The sequence below is a fragment of the Streptomyces sp. NPDC096048 genome, assembly GCF_044763415.1.
In the GTDB taxonomy this organism is placed as follows: Bacteria; Actinomycetota; Actinomycetes; order Streptomycetales; family Streptomycetaceae; genus Streptomyces.
Genome location: NZ_JBIWGG010000010.1, coordinates 66,919 through 88,999, shown reverse-complemented (window position 1 = coordinate 88,999; position 22,081 = coordinate 66,919). Strand labels below are relative to the sequence as shown.

The 22,081-nt window shown below is 69.5% G+C and carries 15 protein-coding genes; 4 read left to right on the top strand and 11 right to left on the bottom strand.

Features of this window, described 5'->3' with window-relative positions:
- Positions 1-94 precede the first annotated feature (94 nt).
- The 6 genes from ACIQ6R_RS27045 to ACIQ6R_RS27020 form a co-directional block, all read right to left on the bottom strand.
- Complete coding sequence (locus ACIQ6R_RS27045; protein ID WP_404223981.1) at positions 95-1,576, bottom strand: sulfatase; 1,482 nt, start codon at positions 1,574-1,576, stop codon at positions 95-97.
- 365 nt (positions 1,577-1,941) lie between these two features.
- Positions 1,942-2,286 carry a DoxX family protein gene (locus ACIQ6R_RS27040; RefSeq protein WP_404223980.1) on the bottom strand — a complete coding sequence of 115 codons (345 nt, stop codon included), beginning with the start codon at positions 2,284-2,286 and terminating at the stop codon, positions 1,942-1,944.
- Complete coding sequence (locus ACIQ6R_RS27035) at positions 2,283-4,253, bottom strand: acetoacetate--CoA ligase (protein ID WP_404223978.1); 1,971 nt, start codon at positions 4,251-4,253, stop codon at positions 2,283-2,285. The genes ACIQ6R_RS27040 and ACIQ6R_RS27035 overlap by 4 nt, the downstream gene beginning before the upstream one ends.
- On the bottom strand, positions 4,250-5,854 hold the full coding sequence (locus tag ACIQ6R_RS27030; protein WP_404223976.1) for a bifunctional 3-(3-hydroxy-phenyl)propionate/3-hydroxycinnamic acid hydroxylase: 1,605 nt from the start codon (positions 5,852-5,854) through the stop codon (positions 4,250-4,252). The genes ACIQ6R_RS27035 and ACIQ6R_RS27030 overlap by 4 nt, the downstream gene beginning before the upstream one ends.
- Positions 5,855-5,873: 19 nt before the next feature.
- Entirely contained in the window at positions 5,874-6,812 is a 939-nt protein-coding gene (locus ACIQ6R_RS27025; protein ID WP_404223975.1) for a fumarylacetoacetate hydrolase family protein, read from the bottom strand.
- A 26-nt stretch (positions 6,813-6,838) separates the two neighbouring features.
- Positions 6,839-7,984 (bottom strand): VOC family protein, encoded by a 1,146-nt coding sequence (locus tag ACIQ6R_RS27020; protein WP_404223973.1) that lies wholly within the window; start codon positions 7,982-7,984, stop codon positions 6,839-6,841.
- An 828-nt stretch (positions 7,985-8,812) separates the two neighbouring features.
- Here ACIQ6R_RS27020 and ACIQ6R_RS27015 point away from each other — a divergent pair.
- A complete protein-coding gene (locus ACIQ6R_RS27015) occupies positions 8,813-9,091 on the top strand; it encodes a hypothetical protein (protein ID WP_404223972.1) in 279 nt (92 codons plus the stop codon).
- Between the two features lie 236 nt (positions 9,092-9,327).
- Here ACIQ6R_RS27015 and ACIQ6R_RS27010 read toward each other — a convergent pair whose 3' ends face one another.
- From ACIQ6R_RS27010 to ACIQ6R_RS26995, 4 genes are read right to left on the bottom strand one after another with little or no spacing between them, the layout of a single operon-like run.
- Entirely contained in the window at positions 9,328-10,446 is a 1,119-nt protein-coding gene (locus ACIQ6R_RS27010) for an XdhC family protein (protein ID WP_404223970.1), read from the bottom strand.
- Positions 10,443-12,623, bottom strand: coding sequence for a xanthine dehydrogenase family protein molybdopterin-binding subunit (locus ACIQ6R_RS27005; RefSeq protein ID WP_404223968.1), 2,181 nt, complete (start codon positions 12,621-12,623; stop codon positions 10,443-10,445). The genes ACIQ6R_RS27010 and ACIQ6R_RS27005 overlap by 4 nt, the downstream gene beginning before the upstream one ends.
- Complete coding sequence (locus tag ACIQ6R_RS27000) at positions 12,620-13,609, bottom strand: FAD binding domain-containing protein (protein ID WP_404223966.1); 990 nt, start codon at positions 13,607-13,609, stop codon at positions 12,620-12,622. The genes ACIQ6R_RS27005 and ACIQ6R_RS27000 overlap by 4 nt, the downstream gene beginning before the upstream one ends.
- Positions 13,606-14,100: a (2Fe-2S)-binding protein gene (locus ACIQ6R_RS26995; protein ID WP_404223964.1), complete on the bottom strand. Its 495-nt coding sequence runs from the start codon at positions 14,098-14,100 to the stop codon at positions 13,606-13,608. Before ACIQ6R_RS26995 ends, ACIQ6R_RS27000 begins: the two co-directional genes overlap by 4 nt.
- A gap of 270 nt (positions 14,101-14,370) precedes the next feature.
- Between ACIQ6R_RS26995 and ACIQ6R_RS26990 the strand changes: the two genes are divergently transcribed.
- A complete protein-coding gene (locus ACIQ6R_RS26990; RefSeq protein WP_404223962.1) occupies positions 14,371-15,381 on the top strand; it encodes a LysR family transcriptional regulator in 1,011 nt (336 codons plus the stop codon).
- 437 nt (positions 15,382-15,818) lie between these two features.
- Here ACIQ6R_RS26990 and ACIQ6R_RS26985 read toward each other — a convergent pair whose 3' ends face one another.
- Positions 15,819-16,886, bottom strand: a complete 1,068-nt coding sequence (locus ACIQ6R_RS26985) for a sialidase family protein (protein ID WP_404223960.1) — start codon at positions 16,884-16,886, stop codon at positions 15,819-15,821.
- A 1,226-nt stretch (positions 16,887-18,112) separates the two neighbouring features.
- Here ACIQ6R_RS26985 and ACIQ6R_RS26980 point away from each other — a divergent pair.
- Together ACIQ6R_RS26980 and ACIQ6R_RS26975 are read left to right on the top strand one after the other, a co-directional pair.
- Complete coding sequence (locus ACIQ6R_RS26980) at positions 18,113-19,399, top strand: hypothetical protein (RefSeq protein ID WP_404223958.1); 1,287 nt, start codon at positions 18,113-18,115, stop codon at positions 19,397-19,399.
- Positions 19,400-19,748: 349 nt separating this feature from the next.
- Positions 19,749-22,046 (top strand): family 43 glycosylhydrolase, encoded by a 2,298-nt coding sequence (locus ACIQ6R_RS26975; RefSeq protein WP_404223956.1) that lies wholly within the window; start codon positions 19,749-19,751, stop codon positions 22,044-22,046.
- Positions 22,047-22,081 lie beyond the last annotated feature (35 nt).

The window sequence follows — 22,081 nt, the reverse complement described above, 5'->3', positions numbered from 1 at the left end:
CGGCCATGCTGTCAGCCGGCCCCGTGACGGTGGAGGCCCCGGCTGACCGGGCAGGCCGGCTGGGGACTCGGAGTGCGTCAGGTCGGCCGCGCCACTAGGCGATGGGATAGGGAATCAGCGTGGCGTCGATCTTCTCCCAGGTCGCCTTGAGGGCGGCCAGCAGCGCCGGTTCCTGGGCCGACTTGTCGGCGCATTCGCTGGGGTCCGTCTCCAGGTCGAACAGGACGTCCTTGTTCTTGTTCGGGGGGATCTTGGGGTCGACGGCCCGGTGGTACTTCCACTTTCCGCGGCGCAGCGCGCGTTCACCGGTCTGGCGCCAGAACAAGTCACGCTGCGGGGCGGCGTCGCCGCGCAGGAGGTAGCCCGCGAGGCTGGTGCCGTCGAGCGGCTTGTCGGGGTCCGGACGGGCGCCTGCCATCTCCAGCAGAGTCGCCGTCCAGTCGGGCGTCATTACGGGGATGTGGCTTACCTGGTGGCTGTGGACGCGGGCCGGCCAGCGCAGGATGTTTGGCACGCGGATGCCGCCTTCCTGCAGGGTCTCCTTGATTCCTGCGAAAGGCCAGCTGTAGGCGAACCGTTCGCCGCCGTTGTCGCTGGAGAAGACGACCACGGTGTCCTTGGTCTGGCCGGAGCGGTCCAGCGCCCTCAGTACGTGGCCGACGGCCCGGTCCATACCCTCGACCATCTTGCGGTACGTGTCCAGCGAACCCCCGTCGAGGTGGGCCAGCGCCAGCTTGGCCTTGGCGGGCGGAAGCTCACGTACGAGCCTCTCCAGACGGGCCGCCTCCTCGGTGTCGCCCTCGGCGATGAACGGCCAGTGCGGCGCGGTGAAGTTGAGGTTGAGCAGCCATGGTTTGTCATGCTTGCGCTGGACGAAGTCGCCGGCCCGCTCGGCCAGGACGTTCGTGTAATAGCGCAGGTCCTTGACGGTCGTCTCTCCCTCGTAGAGGTCGTAGGAGCCGTTCGAGGTGAGCTTGGAGTAGTACTCCAGTGAACCGCCGAAGTTGCCGAAGAACTCTTCCCATCCCGACTTCGTGGGCGCGTAGTCGGGCAGGACCCCGCAGTGCCACTTGCCGATCATCGCGGTGGTGTACCCGGCGTCCCGCAGCAGCGACGCGAGCGTCGGGTGCGTGGGGTCCAGTCCCACCTTGTCGCTGTCCTCGATGGGCTCTTCCAGACCCGCCCTGATACGTCCCGGGTAGCGGCCGGTGTACAAGCTCAGCCGCGTTGGTGAACAACTCGATGAGCCGGAGTACCCGTCGGTGAAACGCACCCCCTGCGCGGCCAGCCGGTCCAGGTTCGGCGTGCTGATGTGACGTGCACCGAAGCACGACAGGTCTGCGTAACCCAGGTCATCCGCCAGGATGAACAAGATGTTGGGCCGCTTGGACTTCCGGCCGGAGGCAGCCCTGAAAGTGTGCTCCTTCGGTCCGCCCGAGCTCTCTGCCGACTGCGCGGACTGCGCGGTCGGCACCGATACCCCCACAACAGCCGCCGCCGCTCCGGTCCCTACCACACCCGCGAATCCTCGGCGGCTGATCCCTCTTTCTGCACGCGCCACTTCTTCACTCCTCATTACAGGAAGACCCCGGTTCGCCACGGGCAGCGGCAAACCCCCGGGTCGCGGCGGGCACTCTGGCCCGGCCTCGTCGGCTCTTCGCACCTCGCTTACACCAGGCGCCTGTCGCACACGTCGTGGACCCCGCAAGGGCTCGTCCGCCGCGCTCGCTCACGGGCGAGCCTGAAGCGGGCGCAGTCAGCCATGGTCCGGTACGCGCCCCCCACCCGTTGTTGATAAAATCATCGACTATGATCTGCATCTCAGTCAATAGACGGTCTGACGATTCCATCAGCGGGTTTGCGCCTCCACGGATCCGTCGCGCGTAACCGGGGACTGCCGCGACGGTCACCGCGCATGCCGGACCGCCTTCCAGCGTCGGGTCAGGTCGCTGCCACCGCGGCGCACACCGTGGTCAGGGCCAGTACCCCGGCGGGCAGGGCTCGTACCGGCGGGTCGCCGTGGCGGAGGTGTGCCACGGCCGCGGCGACCATCAGTGCCGCCAGTCCTGCCGCGGCGGCCACCCCGAGCGGGGCCCACGCCAGGCCCGCCAGGAGCCCGGCGGCGCCGGCGGTCTCAAGGGCGCCGACGACGCGGTAGAGACCCGGCGTCGCGCCGAGGTGTGCCGCCGCTCGGCGCATGACCGGCGCGGCGGCGATCTTCGCCGCTCCCAGGGGAAGGAAGACCAGGGCCAGGACGACGGAGAGAATGAGCTGTGCCGTTCTCATTCCTTCCTCCGACTGCGGCGTCGGGCTCCCAAACGGGCGTAGTAGTCGAAAAGATCGGGGTTGTCGACGGCGGCGGAGCTGACGACCTGCTCGGCCGGTGTGCCCTGAAGAAGGCGCTTGACGGGGACTTCGAGCTTCTTGCCCGTACGGGTGTGCGGAATGGCCGGGACTTCGAGAATCTCGTCTGGGACGTGACGGGGGGAGGCGCCGGTGCGGATCACCTCCTTGATCGTCTCCCGCAGGGTGTCGTCGAGGTCGACTCCCGCGGCGGGCACCACGAAAAGGGGCATCCAGTAGCCGCCGTCGGGTTCCTCCACGCCGATGACGAGGGCTTCGGTGATCTCGGGGAGGAGTTCGACGGCCTCGTGGATGTCGGCGCTGCCCAGGCGGACGCCGTTGCGGTTCAGTGTGCTGTCGGAGCGGCCGTGAACGACCACCGAGCCATGCCCGGTGACCGAGACCCAGTCGCCGTGCCGCCACACGCCGGGGTAGGAGTCGAAGTAGGCGTCGCGGTAGCGGGTGCCGTCGGCGTCGTTCCAGAAGTACAGGGGCATCGACGGCATGGGCCGAGTGATGACGAGTTCGCCCACCTGGTCGATGACCGGCAGGCCGTCCGAGTCGTAGGCGGCCAGTGCCACGCCGAGGTGGGGTGCGGACAGCTCGCCCGCCCATACGGGCGTGTTGGGCGCGCTGCCGGCGAATCCGGACACCACATCAGTACCGCCGCTGATGGAGGCGAGCAGGGCGTGGTCGCCCACGTGGTCGCGGACCCAGGGGTAGGCCGAGGCGGGGAGGGCCGAACCGGTGCATCCGACCACGCGGACGGACGACAGGTCGTGCCCGGAGGGATCGATGCCGAACTTCGCCATACCCAGCAGATACTGGGGGCTGGTACCGAAGACCGTGACGCGGTGGCGCGCGGCCAGCTCCCACAGGACGTCGAGCTTGGCGTGAGGTGCCGGGCTGCCGTCGTACGTGCACGTCGTGGCACCGGTCAACAGCGTCGAGACGACCAGGTTCCACATCATCCAGTGGGTGGTGGTGTACCAGAGCAGGCGGTCGCCGGGACCAAGGTCGGAGTGCAGGCCGAGGGTCTTGAGATGCTCCAGCAGGACCCCGCCATGGCCGTGGACGATGCCCTTGGGCAGGCCGGTGGTCCCGGAGGAGAACACGACCCAGAGCGGGTGGTCGAACGGCACCGGAGTACAGATGAGTTCCTCGGTGCGGGTGGAGGCGTCCTCCCAGGGCACCACGAGGCTCGGGTAGGGGGCACCGGGACCCGGCAGGCCGAGGTGGTCCACCAGGAGCGTCGCCTTCAGCGTCGGAAGTGACTCGGCCAGTCGAAGGGCGGCCTCGCGGCGGTCGTGGGAGGTGCCGTTGAAGAGATAGCCGTCGGCGGCGATGAGAACGGTGGGGTCGAGCTGGGCGAACCGGTCGGCGGCGGCCTTGGGGGCGTAGTCCTGCCCGCACACCGACCACACGGCGCCGAGACTCGCGGCGGCCAGGAAGGAGATGATCGCGTGCGGAGTGTTGGGGAGGTAGCCCACCACCCGGTCACCCTGCCCGATGCCCAGCTCGCGCAGCGTCGCGGCGACCGAGGCCACCTGGGAGCGCAGCGCGCGCCCGGTCACCTCGTACGAGGACCCGGTCTCGTCGAGGGCGATGATCGCCGCTTCGTCGTCGGCGAGGTTGCGCAGAGCGTGGTGGGCGTAGTTGAGGGTGGCACCGGTGAACCAGCGGGCGCCCGGCATGGTCTCCTCGGCCAGTACCCGCTCGTACGGGCTCTGCGCCTCTACGCCGAAGTACGCCCATACCGCCCCCCAGAAGCCCTCCAGGTCGGTGACCGACCACTGGTGGAGTGCGGAGTAGTCGGAGCCGTCCACCCCGGCGCGGCGCGCGAAGTCCGCGATGCGACTGGAGGAGACGGCCTGCGGTTCGAGTGTGAAGAACGGTTCCGGCGTTGTCATCGTGTGGAGCTCCTCAACAGGCTTTCGGGGGCGGTCCGTCGGACGGACGGGGGGTTGCGTGCAGAGTGCACCAGAGGTGCCCACGCGGCCGGGGCCGTGAAGCCGTGTCCGCCCCGGGGGACGACATCCATCACCACCCGGTCCGGCCGCAGCATCACGGCGTCCACCCGCGCGGCTCGCAGCCACGCGGTGAGTCGGCCGTCGTCGCCGAGCCCGGTGGTGCGGACGATGCGGGCGCCGAGGCCGTCGGCAACCGCCCGCGAAGCGGGAGACAGCGGTGCGGCCGTCACCACGGTGAAGGAGGCACCGAGCAACTCGTCGAGGCGGGTGCGGCGCCCGTTGGCGGTCACCCACGGCTGAGGGCAGAAGCGGCCGATGAGCCTGCGGCCGGCACCACGGACCCGGCGGTGCACGAGCGGCCCCGCGGCCAGGGCCGGACTGAGGTCGCGGGCGGCTGCCGCACCCAGCCCGGGCACACGGAAGACAGTGCCCAGAATGCCGCGCCGGACGGCGGCGGCTCTGTCCTGGCCGCCGGTCATGGCCCAACCCATGGCGACCGCCAGCCTAATCACATGGCGGACGTGCGGCTTGCGCTCGCTCTCGTACGTGTCCAGAAGTTTCTCGTCGCCGGCCTGTTGAAGTACGAGAGCGAGCTTCCAGGTCAGGTTGTAGGCGTCCCGCAGACCCGAGCACAGCCCTTGCCCGATGAAGGGCGGAGTGAGGTGGGCCGCGTCGCCCAGAAGGAAGACGCGGCCCCGGCGCCAGCGATCGGCGATGCGCGCCCGGAAGGTGTACCGGGCCTGTCGGAGCACGTCGAAGTCGGACGTGTGGGTGAGACCCACCCACGGGGCGACCAGCTCCCGAAGCCGTTCGTCATTCAGTTCCGGTCCGTCGTCCAGCCGGAATTCCCAGCGGTAGCGGTCGTCGCCGATCCGCATGAACGTCGCCGGCCGCCGCGGGTCACAGATCTGTTCGACGCCTTCCCAGGAGCGCACAGGGAGGCTCGTGCGCGCGTCGATGACCGTCCAGCGTTCCTCGAAGCGCAGGTCCTCCCACACGGCGCCGATGGCTTCACGGGTGAGGCCGTTGGCGCCATCGCAACCGAGGACGGCGTCCGCGAGCATCATGTGTTCACCCGCGTCGTCCCGGAACCTGACGCGGACCGGGCCGCTGGGGCCCTGTTCGAGGCCGATCACCTCCACTCCGCCGCGCAGTTCGCAATCCGGGGTGCGGGCCAGGGTGTCACGCAGGACGCGCTCCAGCTCGGGTTGGTCGAACATGCTGGTCTGCGGGAAGCCATGGGCCCCCAGCGCGGCGCGCGGGAACTCGGCCATCACCCGGTGCCGCGCATCCAGCAGTCGTAGCCCCCGGGCGGGGCGGGCGATCGCGGCGAACTCCTCTTGTATGCCCGCGGCCTGGAGAATGCGGCGCACCTCGTCGTCGGTGGCGACGGCGCGCGGCAGCGGGTAGATGTCATCGTGGCGTTCGAGGAGGACGGTCCTCACTCCGCGGCGGGCCAGGAGGAGGGCGGCAGTCACACCCACGGGTCCGGCTCCGACGATCACTACGGGTACGTCTGCTGAACAGGGCTCGACGGTCATGTGCGGCTCGCTTCGGTCTTCAGTGCTCGTCGGCCACGGAGGTGCGCTGGCTGCCCAGATCGATTCTGCCGTCCGGGGTGGCGATGGACGCGGTCACCACATCGCCGGAGCGTAGATAGCGGGGGTTCTTCGCCTGGCTCTTGAAGAAGGTGTTCCACTTCACCGCGGGCGGGAGCAGCGCACCGATCTTCTCGACCGGCTTCGGGGGGGCCTTCAGCGCGGTACCACCGGGCGTTCCGGTGAGCAGTAGATCCCCGGCTTCCAGGGTCTGGAATCGGGCCAGCAGGGTCAGTGCCTGCGCTGGGCGGACGATCATGTCGGCGAGGGTGCGGTCCTGACGCAGCTCGCCGTTCACCGACAACCGCAGCCGCAGGCCGATGAGGTGGGCGAACTCCTCCGCTTCCAGCAGGGTGAGATACGGGCCGGTCGGCGTGAAGGTGGGATACGACTTGCTCTCGTAGAACTGAGTCTTCGTGAGCTGTACGTCACGGGCGCTGACGTCGTTGGTGATCACCAGCCCGGCTACGAGCGAGGGCAGGTCGCGTTCCTCGACGACGGTGCCGACGGGCAACGGTGCGCCCATGACCAGGCCGAGCTCGATCTCGTAGTCGAGGAACTTCACATGCGACGGCCGGACGATGCTTTCGTGCGGTCCGCTCACGGAACCGGAGGCCTTACGGAAGAAGGTCGGCGGGATGTCACCGGTGAAGCCCGAGTCACGGGCATGACTGTGGTAGTTGACCATCTGAGCCACCACGCGGCAAGGCACGGTCACGGGGGAGAGGGCCACCAGGTCGGTGACGGGTGTCCCCGTCGCGCGGGAGGTGGCGGCCTCCTCGACGGCAGCTCGGTCCGCCAGGAGTTCGGCGGTGGTGACGGCCTTGGTGTCGACGGGAACCGCTCGCTCCCCGCCGACGACCCACCAGCCGTCGGCGGTGCGCAGGATGTTGGTACTCATGTCAGTGCCTTCTCTGGGGGAGGTGGTCAGGAGTTCGCGGCTTTGAGCAGGCCCATCAGGCGTGCGGCGTCCATCTCGTTGTGGCCGCGCAGGGCCTGGACGACCTCGCGGACCCGCTGAGGTGAAGGGCTGGTGCCGAGGAAGTCGCGGGTGGCGGGCGGGCCCCACTGGGCCAGACCGCTGCTCGACATGGGCGCCCAGCCGGGCTCGATGTCGCAGGAGAACAGGTCGCCGTCGGCGAAGTGCTCCAGCATGAACCGGTCGGGGTCGCGCCAGTAGTCGAAGAGCTGACTGCCCTGGATATGCCGGCCGATGCCCCAACTGCGCTGGTATCCGCGCTCGGCCAGGTACTCGCCGCCGGCGGCGATCGAGTCCAGGTCGGTCACCTGATAGGCGGAGTGGACATAGCCCGTGCCCGGCCCCAGATGCATCGCCAGGGTGTGGTGGTCCACGGCCAGGCTGCCCCGGTCGCAGCGGATGAAGGCCATCGTCGGGCCACGGTCGCGCTGTCCGTCGAGAAACAGGAAGTCGGAGACGATCATGCCCAGGGTGTCCAGATACCAGTCCAGCGCCTGGCCGAACACACGGGTCTCCAGCACCACGTGGCCCAGCCGCTGGATACGCGACGGTTCGCGTGGCGGGCGCTGCGTGACGTTGACGCGAGGGTGGTCGGTTCCGAAGTTGAGCAGCAGCGGCTGCTGCTCAGGCAGGGCGGGCAGTTCCTCGCCGCAGTGCACCACGCGCACGGGGAAGCCCGAGGGGTCGAGCAGGTCGACCGTCTGGCCGCCGCCCGGTACGTCCGCGCGCCGAACGCTTGTCCCCGTCGCTCTGGCCAGCCGGTCCAGATCGGCCTGCTCGGCCGCGCGGAACGCGGGCCCGATGAAGCGAGAGGTCCGGCCGCTCCGGATCACCATGCAGGGAGAGCCTGCGAACGAGCCGCGAAGCCAGAGTTCCCGCTCCGTGCGGGCGGCGATATCAAAGCCGAAATCGCGGGCGAAGACCGCCGCGCGGTCCAGGTCGGGCTTCTGGAACTCCAGCCAGGCAAGGTCGGTGACCCGGATGACGGGGTTGCGCGACCGCCCGGTGTGTTCGCCGCGCAGCGCGCCCTCTTCGCTGTGGAGGTTCTGGTGGGCCGTCCTGACGTCCGCACCGTCGGAGAGGGTTTCGGACACTGTGTCCTCCAAGCAACATCGTGGTAATGAGGAAATCATCAGCTTTGACTCTTTGATCGTCAATAGCTGGCTCCGAAAAGGTGGCAAAGTCAGCCGGCACCACACCGCGAGATCACCGGAAGGGTGAGGTGAGCAGTTCCTTCGAGGAACGGTGCGCACGTCCACGTCAGCCCTGCCCCGCGGCGCCGGGTCCGGCTGCCCGCGACGCGGCGGCGCGCCGAACGCAGAGCCGTCCGGCGCGGGGGTGCGGCCGGCCCTCGAAGAGCAACCTCAGTGATCAGAGGTTGCGCGGCGATGCGGGCCCGATGGCAGCGTCCGCAGGCGCCATCTGATTCGTCCTGGCGGGCTGCCGGTCCCGGGTGCGGCAGGCGTCGCGCGACCGTGCCCCCGGTGGATACAGTCCGTTTCCGGCCCCGAACAGTGCGTGAGATCCGTTCGGGACGTCGGCGCCGCCCGCCGCCGTTCCGTCACCGACCCGACCGTCGCCGTGACCGCCGGTCGGCCGCCTGCCGACGCCGCCCGAGGCGGCTCCCCGGCCGGAGTCCGCGCCAGGTGCCGCTGTGCTTGCGGGGCGTGCCGCCCATGTAGGTCTGCCGCGTCGTCCGGTGCTCTCCGTCCGGCCTCTGCCGTCAAGGGACCGAGTGCCGGGACCAGATCCGTCGCCCGTGAACCCCTGCGCCGCGACGTGCGCTCCCACCGTGCCCGCATTCTCGGCATGGCCCAGCAGGGGTTCGGCCGGAGCCCCGATGCGACCCAGGAGGGGTTCGCACGGGCAGCCGGTGCCGTCCGCCGCACTCTCTTCGGGCACTTCCCGGGACGATCGGCTTGGTGGACGCGCCGGCCGAAGAGGCGCCCGAGGCGCTGCGATGCGTCACGGTCGGCACGTCCGATGCCGAGGAGCCGCCCGAGCACGCACTGGCCCGTTTCGTCCTGCCGAACCGGCCCGTCGGCGGCCGCTACCGGCTGCTCCTCGCGCTCGCCCGCCAATACCTCGGCCCGGAGCACGTGTCCGAGATTCCAGCTCCCGCACGCGACCGGGCCACCGCCATCCTCGACGGGGCCGGCGCGCGGGAGGGTTCCACGGCCACCTGCCCGCACTGGTGCTGAGCGCCACGCTGGAAGCCCTCACCGATTCACTGCTGGACGGGGTCGACGACGGAACCTGGGAGGACGACGGCACGTGCACCGTGGTGGCCACCCTGGTCGCGGCGGGCGGGTCGGACGTCGCGGCGTGTGCGGCAGTGGAGAGCGTGGGGACGGCGACCGGCACCCTCGAAGCCTGGGCCTCGCTGGTCACGCCCTCCACGGTGTCACGCGGAGGGCGCGTCGCGCGGGGACGCCGGTCACCCGACGGTCGCCATGACGTGGACCGGCCCCTCACGGTCGGACAGACGCGCTCCATGGCCACCGTGCCGGGTGGCGATGATCTCGGCGGCGATGGAAACGGCCGTCTCTGCGGCGGAGCGCCCGCCGAGATCGAGCCCGACAGGGGAGGCCAGCCGCGCCATGGCGGGCGTGGAGACACCGGCGTCGAGAAGTGCGGCGGCGCGGCGTTGATGAGTGCGACGCGAACCCAGTGCACCCACATACGCGACATCCAGCCCCAGCGCGGTCTCCAGCAGGGGAATGTCGACCTTCGGATCGTGGCTGAAGGACACGATCACCGTCCGCTCGTCCACCCGCCCGTCCGCGGCCTCTTGCGACAGATACTCGGCGGGACGGGCTACGACGACCTGGTGGGCGTCCGGGAAGCGGTCAGCCGTGGTGAACACCGGGCGGGCGTCGCACACGGTGATCCGGTAGTCCATGGTCCGGCCGATCGACGCTAGGGCGGCGGCGAACTCGCCGGCGCCGAACAGCAGCATCCGTGGGGGCGGAGTCAAAGAGTGCACGAAGACGCGAACGCCCTCGGTGTCGTAGCTGAGCAGCGTGCTCTCTCCGTTGCGCAGCAGTGACCGTGCCCTTTCCAACAGACCCGCCGGGGTGTCCTGCGGGAGCAGACGGCCGGAGCTCTCCTCGGCGTCGAGGACCATATGCGCGCCCACGGCCTCCGCACGCGGATGGGCCAGCACGGTGGCGACGGCTACCGGAGAGCCGGCCCGCAGAGAGTCCATGACCTTGGCCAGCTCCGGGTAGGTGTCGAGGTCGACGGGCTCGACGAAGACGTCCAGAGTGCCGCCGCAGGTGAGGCCGACGGCGAAAGCATCGTCGTCGCTGATGCCGTAGGAAGCCTCCTGGGGTATGCCGTTCAGGATGGCCGCGCGGGCGCGTTCGAGGACGTCGCCTTCGACGCAGCCGCCGGACACCGAGCCCACGACGCGCCCGCGCGGGGTGAGCACCATGGCCGATCCCACCGGGCGCGGAGCGGAGCCGGAGGTGCGCACCACAGTCGCCAGGCCGGAGGTCTCTTCGGTAGCCCAGGCCTCGTACAGGGTGGTCCAGACGCTGCCGTGGCGGGTCACAGCAGCTTGTCCTGGGTGAGCGGCAGGTCGCGCAGGCGTTTGCCGGTGGCGTGGAAGACGGCGTTGGCGATGGCGGCGGTGACCCCCGTCATCGGTGTTTCGCCGAAGCCGCGGGCGCCGAGTGCGTCGCTGGCCGGGTCGGGCTTGTCGATGAACTGCACCTGGATGTCGGGGACGTCGGCGTTGACCGGGAGCAGGTAGCCCGACAGGTTCGGGTTGACGATCCTGGCCGTCGCGGGGTCGACGAGAGTGTGCTCGAAGAGGGTGAAGCCGATGCCCCAGATCACTCCGCCGAGGACCTGGCTGCGGGCGGTCTTGCGGTTGAGGACGGTACCGGGGTCGTAGCAGCCGGCCACGCGGGTCACCCGGATCCTGCCGAGCAGCGGGTTGACGCGTACCTCGACGAAGACGGCGCCGACCGAGTAGCCGAGCGGTGTGTCGGTGGGCTCCACCTGGAATGTGAGGGGCTTGCCGGCGTGGCCGGCCACGGAACGGTAGCTCACCCGGGTGCGGGGGTCGGCGGTGTCGAAGAGGTGACCGTCGGCGGTGTCCACGCGCTCCGCGGGCACACCGCGCAGTGGGGATGCAGGCTGTGCTACCGCCAGGTCGATGACGGCCTTACGGGCGGTGGTGCACACGCGGTTGACCGCGCTGCCGACGCCGGGCGCGGTGGTGGAGGCGCCGGAGGTGTAACTGAGTGGGAAGGCGCTGTCTCCGAGTTCGAAGGTGACGTCCGAGACGGGAACGCCGAGCACCTCACCGGCGATCTGCGTCATGATCGTGTACGTGCCGGTTCCGTTGTCCTGGGTGCCGACCTGGATGAGCGCCCTGCCGTCGGTACCCAGCGTCATACGGGCGCCGGCCCCGGGTCGACCGCCCGCGGTGTGCGAGGACGTGGCCATGCCCCAGCCGACGAGTTCATCGCCCTCATGCATCGAGCCGGGGCGCGGGTTCCGCCGAGACCAGCCGAACACCGACGCGGCGCGGTCGTAACACTCGCGCAGGTGATTGCTTCCCCACTCCTCGCCGCTCTCCATGTTCCGGCTGCTCCAGTTGCGCTTGCGCAACTCGACCGGGTCCATGGCCATGGCGTGGGCGAGCTCGTCCAGCGCCGTCTCCAGGACGTGGCTGGTGCAGGCCTCCGGAGAGCGGATGAAGCTCTGGGTGGGCATGTCCAGGCGTACGACGCGCTGCTTGTTGGAAAGATTGGGGATGTCGTACAGCATGCGGATCGGCTCGCTGCTGTTGAACGCGGCGATGTCCTCGCGGGTGACCTGCTGGACGATGGCGTGGTCGAGGGCGGTGATGCGGCCGTCGCGGCGGGCACCGATCTCGATCGTCTGGCGGGTCTGCGCGCGGTGCCCGTTGCAGCTGTACATCTGCGCCCGGGACAGCACGAGCTTGACCGGCCTGCCCAGCGCGCGGGCGGCGGCGCAGGTCAGAATGGTGTGCGGCCACACCGGACCCTTGGAGCCGAAGCCGCCGCCGAGGAACCGGGAGATGACCCGGACGTCGGCGAGCGGGACCCCCATGGCCTCACTGACCACGTGGCGGGTGTTGTCCACACCCTGGGTGCTTTCGTATACCAGCACCTTCGAGCCCTCCCACACCGCCGTGGTGGCGTGGGGCTCGATCGGATTGTGGTGCTGCATAGGGATCGTGTACTCGGCCTTGACCCGGACGTCCGCCTGAGCCATCCCGGCCGGCACGTCGCCGCGCTCGTGGGTGTTGGGGCCGTCCGGCCCAGTGGGAGGTGAGGACACCTCACCGGCGGACAGGTCGCTCTGGGGTTCGCCCGCTGCGTCGTACTCGACCTCGATCAGTTCCGCTGCGCGCTGAGCCTGTTCCAGGGTCCGGGCGACGACGAGGGCGATGGGCTCGCCCGCGTGGTGGATCTCCGGCGTCTGGATGGGTACGTACCGCTTGAAGTACGGCCGGTGGACCGGCTGGGCCACACGCGGCATGGTCTCGTGCGTGTACACGGCGATCACGCCGCCCACGGCCTCCGCCGCCCGGACGTCGATCCGGGCGATCCGGCCGCGGGCGATGGTGCTCAAGGCCATGAACGCGTGAACCAGACGGGGAAGGCGCACGTCGGCGGTGTACTCGGCCTCGCCTGTCACCTTGAGCCGGGATTCGACGCGGGACAGCGCGCGGCCGACGACGTCTGTATTCATCGGGAACCTCCGGTGAAACGGCCGAGCGTGTCCTGCAGGGCGCGCTGCACCAGCTCGGCCTTGAATGCGTTGTCCGGGCGCGGCTGGGCCTCCTTGACCAGGATGCGTCCGGCCGCCGCTATGTTCCGCTCCGTCAAGGGCTTGCCGCGCAGGACGGACTCGGCCTCGGCGGACCGCCAGGGGCGCGTGCCTACCCCACCGAAGGCCAGGCGGGCGTCTTCGACGGAGCGGCCCCTTGTACGCAGCACCGCCGCGACGGACACCACCGCGAACTCGAAGGTGGCGCGGTCCCGCACCTTCAGATAGCGCTGGCGGGTGTTTCTCGAGTCCGGCAGCGGAATCTCGACCGCGGTGACCAACTCGCCGTGCCGCAGCGAGTTGTCGATGTGGGGAGTGTCCCCCGGCACTCGGTGGAAGTCGGCCATTGCGATGGTGCGGGCGCCGTCCGGACCGAAGGTGTGGACCGTGGCGTCCAGGGCGCGCAGGGCGACCGCGAGGTCGGACGGGTGGACGGCGATGCAGTGGTCGCTGACGCCGAGGATCGCGTGCCAGCGGTTGCGGCCCTCCAGCGCGGAGCATCCGGACCCCGGTCGGCGCTTGTTACAGGCGAACTCCTCGTTGCGGAAGTACCCGCAGCGGGTGCGCTGCAGCAGGTTGCCTCCGATCGAGGCCACGTTGCGCACCTGCGGGGACGCCCCGGCGAGCAGTGCCTGGGACAGCACAGGCAGCTGCCTGCGGACCACCGGGTGCATGGCCACGTCCGCCATCCTGGCCAGGGCGCCAATGTGCAGCTTGTCCCTGGACACCTCGATGTCCTTGAGCGGCAGGCGGTTGATGTCGACGACCAGGTCGTGGTCCTCGGCACCGTCCTTCATCAGGTTCAGCAGGTCCGTGCCGCCGGCGATGAACGCCGCGTCGGCCCTTCGGGCCACGAGCTGTACGGCTTCGGCGGCACGATCGGTGCGTGCGTAGGCGAAGTCCCTCATCGCCGCACCGCCTTCGCCGCGTCAGCCACCGCGTCCACGATATTCGGGTAGCAGCTGCACCGGCACAGATTGCCGCTCATCCACTCCCGGATCTCGTCCTCGGAACCGGTGTGGCCCTCCTCGATACAGGCCACCGCCGACATGATCTGTCCCGGTGTGCAAATACCGCACTGGAAGGCGTCCCGGCGGACGAAGGCCTCCTGCACCGGGTGCAGTTCCTCGTCCCGGGCGAGTCCCTCGATGGTGGCGATGGAGTGACCTTCCTGCATCACGGCCAGGGTCAGGCACGCTTTCACACGTCGCCCGTCGACGAGCACCGTGCAGGCACCGCACTCGCCCCGGTCGCAGCCCTTCTTGGTGCCGGTGAGCCCGACCCGTTCGCGCAGCGCGTCGAGCAGGGTGACACGGGCTTCGACGGCCCGAAGACGGTGCCGCTTGCCGTTGACCTCCAGGACGAGGTCGGCCACGGCCCGGGGTCGGGCCTCGGGCAAAGCCTCCGGCGCCGCCGTGGCTGACTCGGTTCCCGTCAGGGGAACCACCACGGCAGCCGCTGCGACGCTCCCCGTCCTCAGCACATCGCGCCTACTGTGTCGTGACATGGGCAGCAACTCCTCGTTCCGTACGTCGAGATGATGCCGAGCCTGGCGTCGAGGGAGTCACCCGTCCAACGCAAAATGTGAATCCTGGCTATGCGTGTCATGCATCCACTGGCAGGAGAAGCCCCTCTTACGGTCGTGACCTGCATGAAAGGTGCGTAGAGTATGCACGTGTCGCATCTTCGAAATGTTGATCTCAACCTGCTCGAAGCGCTAGTGGTGCTGCTTGAGGAGAGGCATGTGTCACGGGCGGCCAACCGGTTCCATCTCAGCCAGTCGGCGATGAGCCGTGTTCTGTACCGGCTCCGAGAGATGTTCGGCGACGAACTCCTTGTGCGCACCCGGCGTGGATACGAGCCGACACTGCGAGGGCAGCAGATCCAGTCGGAGCTCGCCGATCTCCTGCCGCGGCTGGAGGGACTGCTGCGCGGCGACATCTTTGACCCTGCGACGGCGCACAGTCATTTCCGCGTGCAGTGCACCGACTTCGCCACCTCTCTGCTCGGCCCGACCATCTTCTCCCGAGTCTTCCGTGAGGCGCCGAGCGTCTCGCTGACCGTGTCGTCACTTGGCGACCAGTCCTTCACCGACGTCGAGCAGGGCCGGGCGGACCTGGCCGTCTCCGGGGTAGTGGCGCCCCGTTCGCTGCACTGGGAGACGCTGTTCGAGGAGGACTTCGTCTGCCTGCTGTCCCGGGACCACCCCGTCCGAGCCGAGCGGCTGACCCTGGACGACTTCATCGCGTATCCGCACGTTGTCGTCAATGTCTCCACCGATGGGCAGACGATGGTCGAGCGCCGCCTGGACGAACACGGACTGCGCCGCCCCTCGGGACTGCGGGTGCCCTACTTCTCCGCGGCGGCGGTCGCGGTGCGTGGCACCGAACTCATCGCCACCCTCCCGCGCCGGGCGGTCCTCGGGTACGCGGACGATCCCGCCTACCGCATCGCCTCGGCCCCCGAAGAACTCCTGCCCTTCCCTTACGGAATCGCCTGGCACCCGCGTGTCGACACCGACCCGGCCCACCGGTGGCTGCGGCAGGTGGTACGTGAGTCTGCCGTGCAGGCGACCGGTCTGGCCGACGATGACATGCGGGTGCCGCCGACTGAGGCTCCCCGTCAGGCTGCCGGGAAGCACGGGATCGAAGTCAGCTCAGAGATAGAGCACGGACGTTGAGTCCGCCCCCCGTCTGGTCACGGGTGGCCACCGAAGCGTGATCCGTGACCAGCAGGGTGTCCTTGCCAGACCGCTTGCGCGGCCGGAACACAAGCGCCGCCTCCAGGTGGCCGGCGGTCCGGTCGGGCGCAGACTTCGGGACTCCGGAGAGCGGGGTGAGGTGTCGCAGGGTGAGGCTGGTCCGGAATGTGTCCCAGGCCTTCACCGCACCCTGCTCGGGGAACGGGAACATGCCCACCACCACGGGCCCTGCATCACGGTCACAGAAAGGCGGGCGGCGAGTCCCGACTTGCCTGGCCGGGACCACCACCTACGACCCACATCGGCATGAGCGGCCACATCCCAGCCGGCGCACATGTGTCTGCTTGGACAGCATGGCCAAGGTCACTACCTGGCACCATCGCCGGCCGATGAGCTTGATGGGGTGTCGACTGAGTCTAGGAGGGAATGTCGCCGGTGGCGAAGTAGGCCCGGCAGGGTGTGCCGTCGAAGTCGGTGGCGATCTGCAGTACTCGGCGGCCGTCGGTCGAGGGCAGGAGCGGCGAGCTGTAGTTCTGGCAGGGATTCACCGCCGGATTCGGCACCGTCACCGGCGAGGGCATCGCGGACCACGTCCCGGCGCCGTTCCGCGTGTTGGAGAGGATTGTGCGGCCGCTGCCGGCGGCGGGCGTGCCGTCCCGGTTGAGCAGGCGCTGTCCGATGAGCAGGATCCGTCCGTCGGCTCCGGCGCCAGGGGTCGGTGACCAGGCGATGGTCGGCGCGGCGCGGAAGTACCTGCCGTCGGCGGTCTCAGGCCGGATCCCGAGGGCGGCGGCGTTTCCCCAGTTCCAGCCGTCGGCGGAGGTCCGGTAGTGCACCACGCACTGGTACTGGCCGCCGGGATTGCAGATTTCGTAGCTCATGAAGTAGGTGCCGTTCGGCAGCCTCCGCACCACCGGCATACCAGGCCGGTCGGTGGACAGCTTGCTCGCCACCGTGTTGTGGCGGCCTTCCCAGTGCACCCCGTCGTAGCTGCGAGCCGCGGCGAGTTTCTGGCTGTGCGCGGGATCGGTTTCGTCCGCGTAGTGGCAGACCAGTGCCCCATCGGCGGCCATGGAGAACTCAGGTTCCCACAACCCGCCCGTTCCCGAGGCGACGGCGCAGGACGACAGGTAGGACCAGGTGCGTCCCACGTCGTTGCTTCGCCATATCCGCAGTGCCATACGGCGGTTCGGCTCGTCCTGACCGGCGGACGAGGCCCACAGCAGTGTGCCGGCCGGTAGCGCGCCCACCTGCCGCGGCAGTTCGAACAGCGTGGCGCAGCAGAGTCCCTGGCCCGCGGCCGACTGGGGGTCGGTGACTCCGCCGACCTGGGTGAAGGACGTTCCGGAGTTGGTGCTTTCGTGGATGGCCCCGATGCCGTTGTTGCCTTCGAAGGTGACGACACTGGCGAGGATTCGCCCGTTCGCCGCCCCGTTGTGGGCGAGCCGGATGACCCGCGGGTACAGACCGGTTCCGTTCCTCAAAGCGGTCCTCGTGTCCGCCGGGGAGACGTCCGGCACCACGTGGAGGAGACGGGAGACGCAGGAGCGGAGGCGGGGGTGAAGGCCAGGCTCAGCGTGCCGGCCAGACCCAGCACCATCGCTCGCGTCAGATGCCGAACGGTCCGGCCGTTGGCGGCGTGCCGCGTGGGGGCGACACGTCTGCCGGGGCCGCGCAGGCGGCTCAAAGCATATGCGATCCGTAACATGGACACTCTGATTCCCTTCAGGCGGGGTGAAATCTGCGTCAGGGTAGGGCGCCTAATACATCGATGTAAATAGTTCGGGCATCGGCCGTCACCGAGGCTCCCGACCGCCAGTGGGCCGTGTTGCTGACAGGCGCTCCTTGTGATCGGAACGAGTCGGGGGCCCCGGAACGCGCAGGTCAAGTCCTGGTCCGGTCCATCTTCTCGCCGTGCGCCGACGGCGGCAGCCGACCGCGGGCTTGGGGGGGGCGAGGCTGGGCAACGATTCCTGGCCGTGCTGAGGGACGACGCAGGAGAAGGCCACCGATGACCGCGAACGACACCGCGTTATACAGGCGTTCCCCGCCGGTCGATGCGGTCGATGCGGTCGGTCTGGGAGTTGTGGGCGGCCCTGCTCACGACTGCCGTTCTAGCGCTGAAGTTGCGTCTTCACGACCGGCTTTGAAGCTCCGCCATGCAGCATGGTGCGACGAGTCAGGCTTCCATTGCCCTTGCCGTCCGACGCGCACGGGGGCTGCCATTCGACGAAACCGTGACACCGCACGACTCGGATTAATTCCCCACCCCGTTGACGGAGCCGGGCGGGCCTTCGCATGCTGGGCGGCAGCCATCCAGGAGACCACCGATCACACCGCGTTCCAGGCCGGCACGGGGAAGCTGACGTGCTGCTGGAGAGGGAACCGCGCGCAGCCACCGCCCTTTGACGGAACAGGAGAGCGCGACTGATGAAGACACCCTGGAGCGGAAGGCGTCGGTCGGCGAACCCCTGCGGCCTGTGCCGGAATTTCCGTGGCCACCCTTCCGCCGAGTGGTAGAGGTACATCGGTTCCGGCTCCGGCTTCGCCGACGGCGGTTCCACCGTGTGCCCCCGGTGGAGACTCTCGGACGTCGACGGTATGCCCGTTGTCTCTTCGGCCGTGACCGCGCACTCGTGCCCGTAACGGCTTTATCGCTCCGCACCTGCCGCGCTGGGCGGTCAAGGACTACACGAATGAGGTGACGCAAGTGTCCGAACAGGACGGGCCGCGAACCGAAAACCGGGGTCAACGCCGCGGCCCCAGCCGCCGGAGCCTGCTGGGCCTGGGCTGCGGTGCCGGGATGCTGCTCGCCGGACGCGGGGCAGACGTGGCTCGGGGCGCCACCGGCGCGCCGACGTCCCGTCACACCGGCGGGGGTCCACATGCCGTCGCCGGCATCGGGACGTCTCTCGCCATGGCGGACGGGGCGCTCGGCGCCAACTTCAACGAGAAGCCCGGCGGCACCACCCCCGAGGTCCTGGACGACCTGCGTACCCAGTGGGTGCGCGGATGTGTCGCCATGCCCCAGTTGGACACCCTGCAGGCGCGTGATCAGCGGGCGATCCGTGCCCTGCTGTCGTTCGCGGAGTCCGGCTATGGGACCGTGCTGTCGCTGAAGTTCCCGTACCGGGGCCGGGTGCTGCCCCAGCCGGGTACCAGCGCCATGCACGCCGAACTCGCCAGGCTCGACAAGTTCTTGGAAGTTGCACTGGGCAAGATCGACATTCTGATCATCGGGAACGAGCCGTTTATCGAAGCGCGTGTGGAGGACCACGCGGCACGCCTGAACCCGTTCTACAGGGCTGTCGCCGCCCACGTCATCGCCGAGCGCAACAGGCGCCGCGGAGCCGGCTGCCGGACCCAGTTGTACATGGGTGCCCTCAACCGCCTGGACGACCCCGCGTGGCGCACCCCTGCCGTCGACGACTGGCTGGCCTACGTCAGGTCCACACCCGCGATTGCGGGCGTGGACATTCACCCGCATGTCGTCGCCATCGAGCGTGCCAAAGTGTTCACGGACTACGTGCTGCCGCGGATCCGACCCCGACAGCGCTTTTTGGTAACCGAGTTCTCCTTGGTGCACTGGTGGACGCAGCACTGGAGCGATCCGGTGCCCGTTGTCTACGCCAGCCGCTACAGGGTGCCGACCGGCACTATGGTGTGGGAGGCGATACGGGACGCCGCAGCCGCCCCGGTCTCTCAGCAGCGCTGGACCGACCTGCTGATGAACAGCCCGTGGTTCGCCTCTCGCCACGATTACCTGACCAACCAGGTACCGCAGTTCCGGGCCACGGGCCGGCTGGCGGTGGCGACCTACGGCTCCGTCCAGCAACCCGCCATAGTGCGCGACATAGGGCCGACGAAGATGCCGTGGCTCCTGAACAGCCTCTACGCCAACCGGGTGGCAAGGCCCCCACAAGACAGCATCGCGGCTCACAACCCGGCTTTCTACGAGGACTTTCGCGCTCTTCAGCCGGCCCCTCGGACACCCTGACAGCGGCCGGCACTCAGCCGCAGCCGGTCCAGATTTCGCCACCGCCGACGCGGTGCCGGGTAGCGGCCATCGGCTGCCTCGGAGCCCGGCTGTCACCCGACCGCCGCCCCATCGGGTCAGGACGCTCCCGGCGGAAGAGAGATCAGGTCTGTCCGGTGCGTGGGGGCGTCGTCGCCCTCGTCGTCCCGGAGCATGCTCCCCGCCGTCCGAACACCCGCCTCCGCAGCAGGGAGCACGGGTGAGACCCGGACGCACCTCTGTGAAAGGAACTCCTGCCATGCCCTTTCCACCCCGATCCCGCGCGAGACGTACTACAGCGTTCGCCGGCACCATCGGCACCCTGGCACTGATGCTGACGGCCGCACTCCTGCTGCCCGCAGGCCGGGCAACGGCGGATTCCCCGGCCGCTCGCGCGACGACCTACAGCAACCCGGTCACCGCCGGAACGGTCGACACGTTCCCCGACCCCGCCATCATCCGGGGGAAGGACGGCTACTGGTACGCGTACGGCACCCAGAATCCCGTGTTCCAGGACCGTGGTGAGGACGGCGAGCGTACGCTGCCGATTCTGCGCTCTGAAGACATGACCCACTGGACGTACGCCGGCGAGGTCTTCACTCCCGCGACCCAGCCGTCTTGGCACGCCGGGTCACGGCTGTGGGCGCCCGATATCCGGTACGCGAGCGGCTCCTACCAACTGACCTACTCCGTAGCCGGCGGGGACACCGTCGGACTCGCGACTGCTCCCACCCCGACCGGGCCGTGGACCGACAAGGGCGCGATGCTGCCGAAACCCACCGGCTGCGCGACCTACAACATAGACCAGGCGCAGTTCACCGACACCGACGGCGTCGCCTATATGTACTGGGGCAGCTACGACACGATCTGCGTCGCGAAGCTGAACGGCGACCGCACTCGTATCGAGGACCCCGCGAAGGAGGTCGCCAAGGGCCGCCGGATGGAGGGCGGTTACGTCGTGCGCCACGATGACTACTACTACCTCATGTACTCCGACGCGGCCTGCTGCGACGGCGCCTATAGCGGATACCAGGTCAAGGCCGGCAGGTCGACGAGCGCGCTGGGGCCCTTCACGGACGACGAGGGCGTCGACCTTCTGGCGCCGACCAGCAAGGGAGCGATCGTGGCGGGCGCCAACGGCAACCGGTGGATCGGTCCCGGGCACCACTCGCAGCAGACCGACCTGTCCGGCCAGGACTGGCTCGTCTACCACGCCGTTCCCGTGGACGCACCGGAGATGAAGCGCATCGACGGTGTCGAGCGCCAGTTGGCACGGCGGCCCATGCTCATTGACCGGCTCGACTGGATCGACGGCTGGCCGGTGCTGCGGGCGGGCGCCGGCCCCTCCCAGGGGCCCCAGCCGGCGCCGGTCACCACGTGGGACGTCGGAGGGACGTTCAACGCGGGTCTTGGCGGGTGGCGCCGGGCGGGAGCCGCCCAGGACGCCTGGCGGACGTCCTACGATCCGGACGCGCGCGGCTATGCCTCGCACTCCGGGGCCGGCCCGGCCCCTGCCTTTCTCGTGACCCGCGGCACCGCGCCCGCGCACGTGCGAGCGGAGGCGGACCTCAAGGTCACCTCGCGCTCCGGCTCGGCAGCCCTGGTCGTCGCCTACAAGGGTCCCCGCGACCATGTCGCGGCCTGGTTGGACCGTGACCGCGGTGCGCTGGTCACCGAGGTCGTCGGAAGGGGCGAGGCCCCCGACCGGCGGGCGACCGCGCTGCCCGAGAACTTCGACTGGGACTCCTGGCACACCGTGGTGGCCGAACTGCGCGGCACGCGACTGAGCGTCGAGGTCACCGAGGACCGGCTCGACGACCCGCTGGCCGTGCAGGCGCACGAGCTGCCGGCCGGCGCCTCATGGGTCGGAAAGGTGGGTACCGCGGCCCGCGGCGGTGCCGTCGCGGCCGACAACGTGGGTGCGGCGAAGCTCTACACGCCCGTCGAGAGTCGGGTGCCCGAGCCCCGTCCGGGCAGGCTGCTGCCTGGCTACAGCGATGAGTTCGACGGTGCGGGCGTGCCCGGTACGTCGGCCGGTTCGCCGTGGTCCTGGGTGCGGGGCCCGGCGGCAGGTGCGTCGCTGGGCGACGGCGTGCTGTCCTGGCCGACGCAGAACGCGGAGCTGAACCTGGGCACGAACACCGCCTCCGTCCTCACCCGGCCCGCACCGCAGGGCGACTACATGGTGGAGACGAGACTCCGCTTCGCTCCGGAACAGCCGTTCCAGCAGGCGGGGCTGGTGCTGTACGGCGACGACGACCGGTTCTTCAAGCACGTCCGGTCGGTGTTGCCGCTGGCTCACAGCAACGGTGCCGTCACCCGGGTCAGCGAGTTCGGTAAGGAGGGCCCGCGCCCGACCACCGATCCGCCACTGCCCGTGGCCTCGGCGCCCATGTTCGGTGGTCCGACCGCGGACATCATGTGGCTGCGCCTGCGGTACCACACCGACACCGTCAATCAGGAGACGGAAGTGCGCGCCGCCACCAGCAGGGACGGCGAGCACTGGGTGTGGAGTGGCGTCTGGACCTTGCCCGGCACGGGGGACTACGAGATCGGCCTGGTCTCGATGTCGAAGGCCGGCGTCACGGCGGCGTTCGACTACGTACGTACCTACCGCAGCTCGCAGTGAGCACACGGTGAGCATGGGGTGGGAGGCACGGGCCG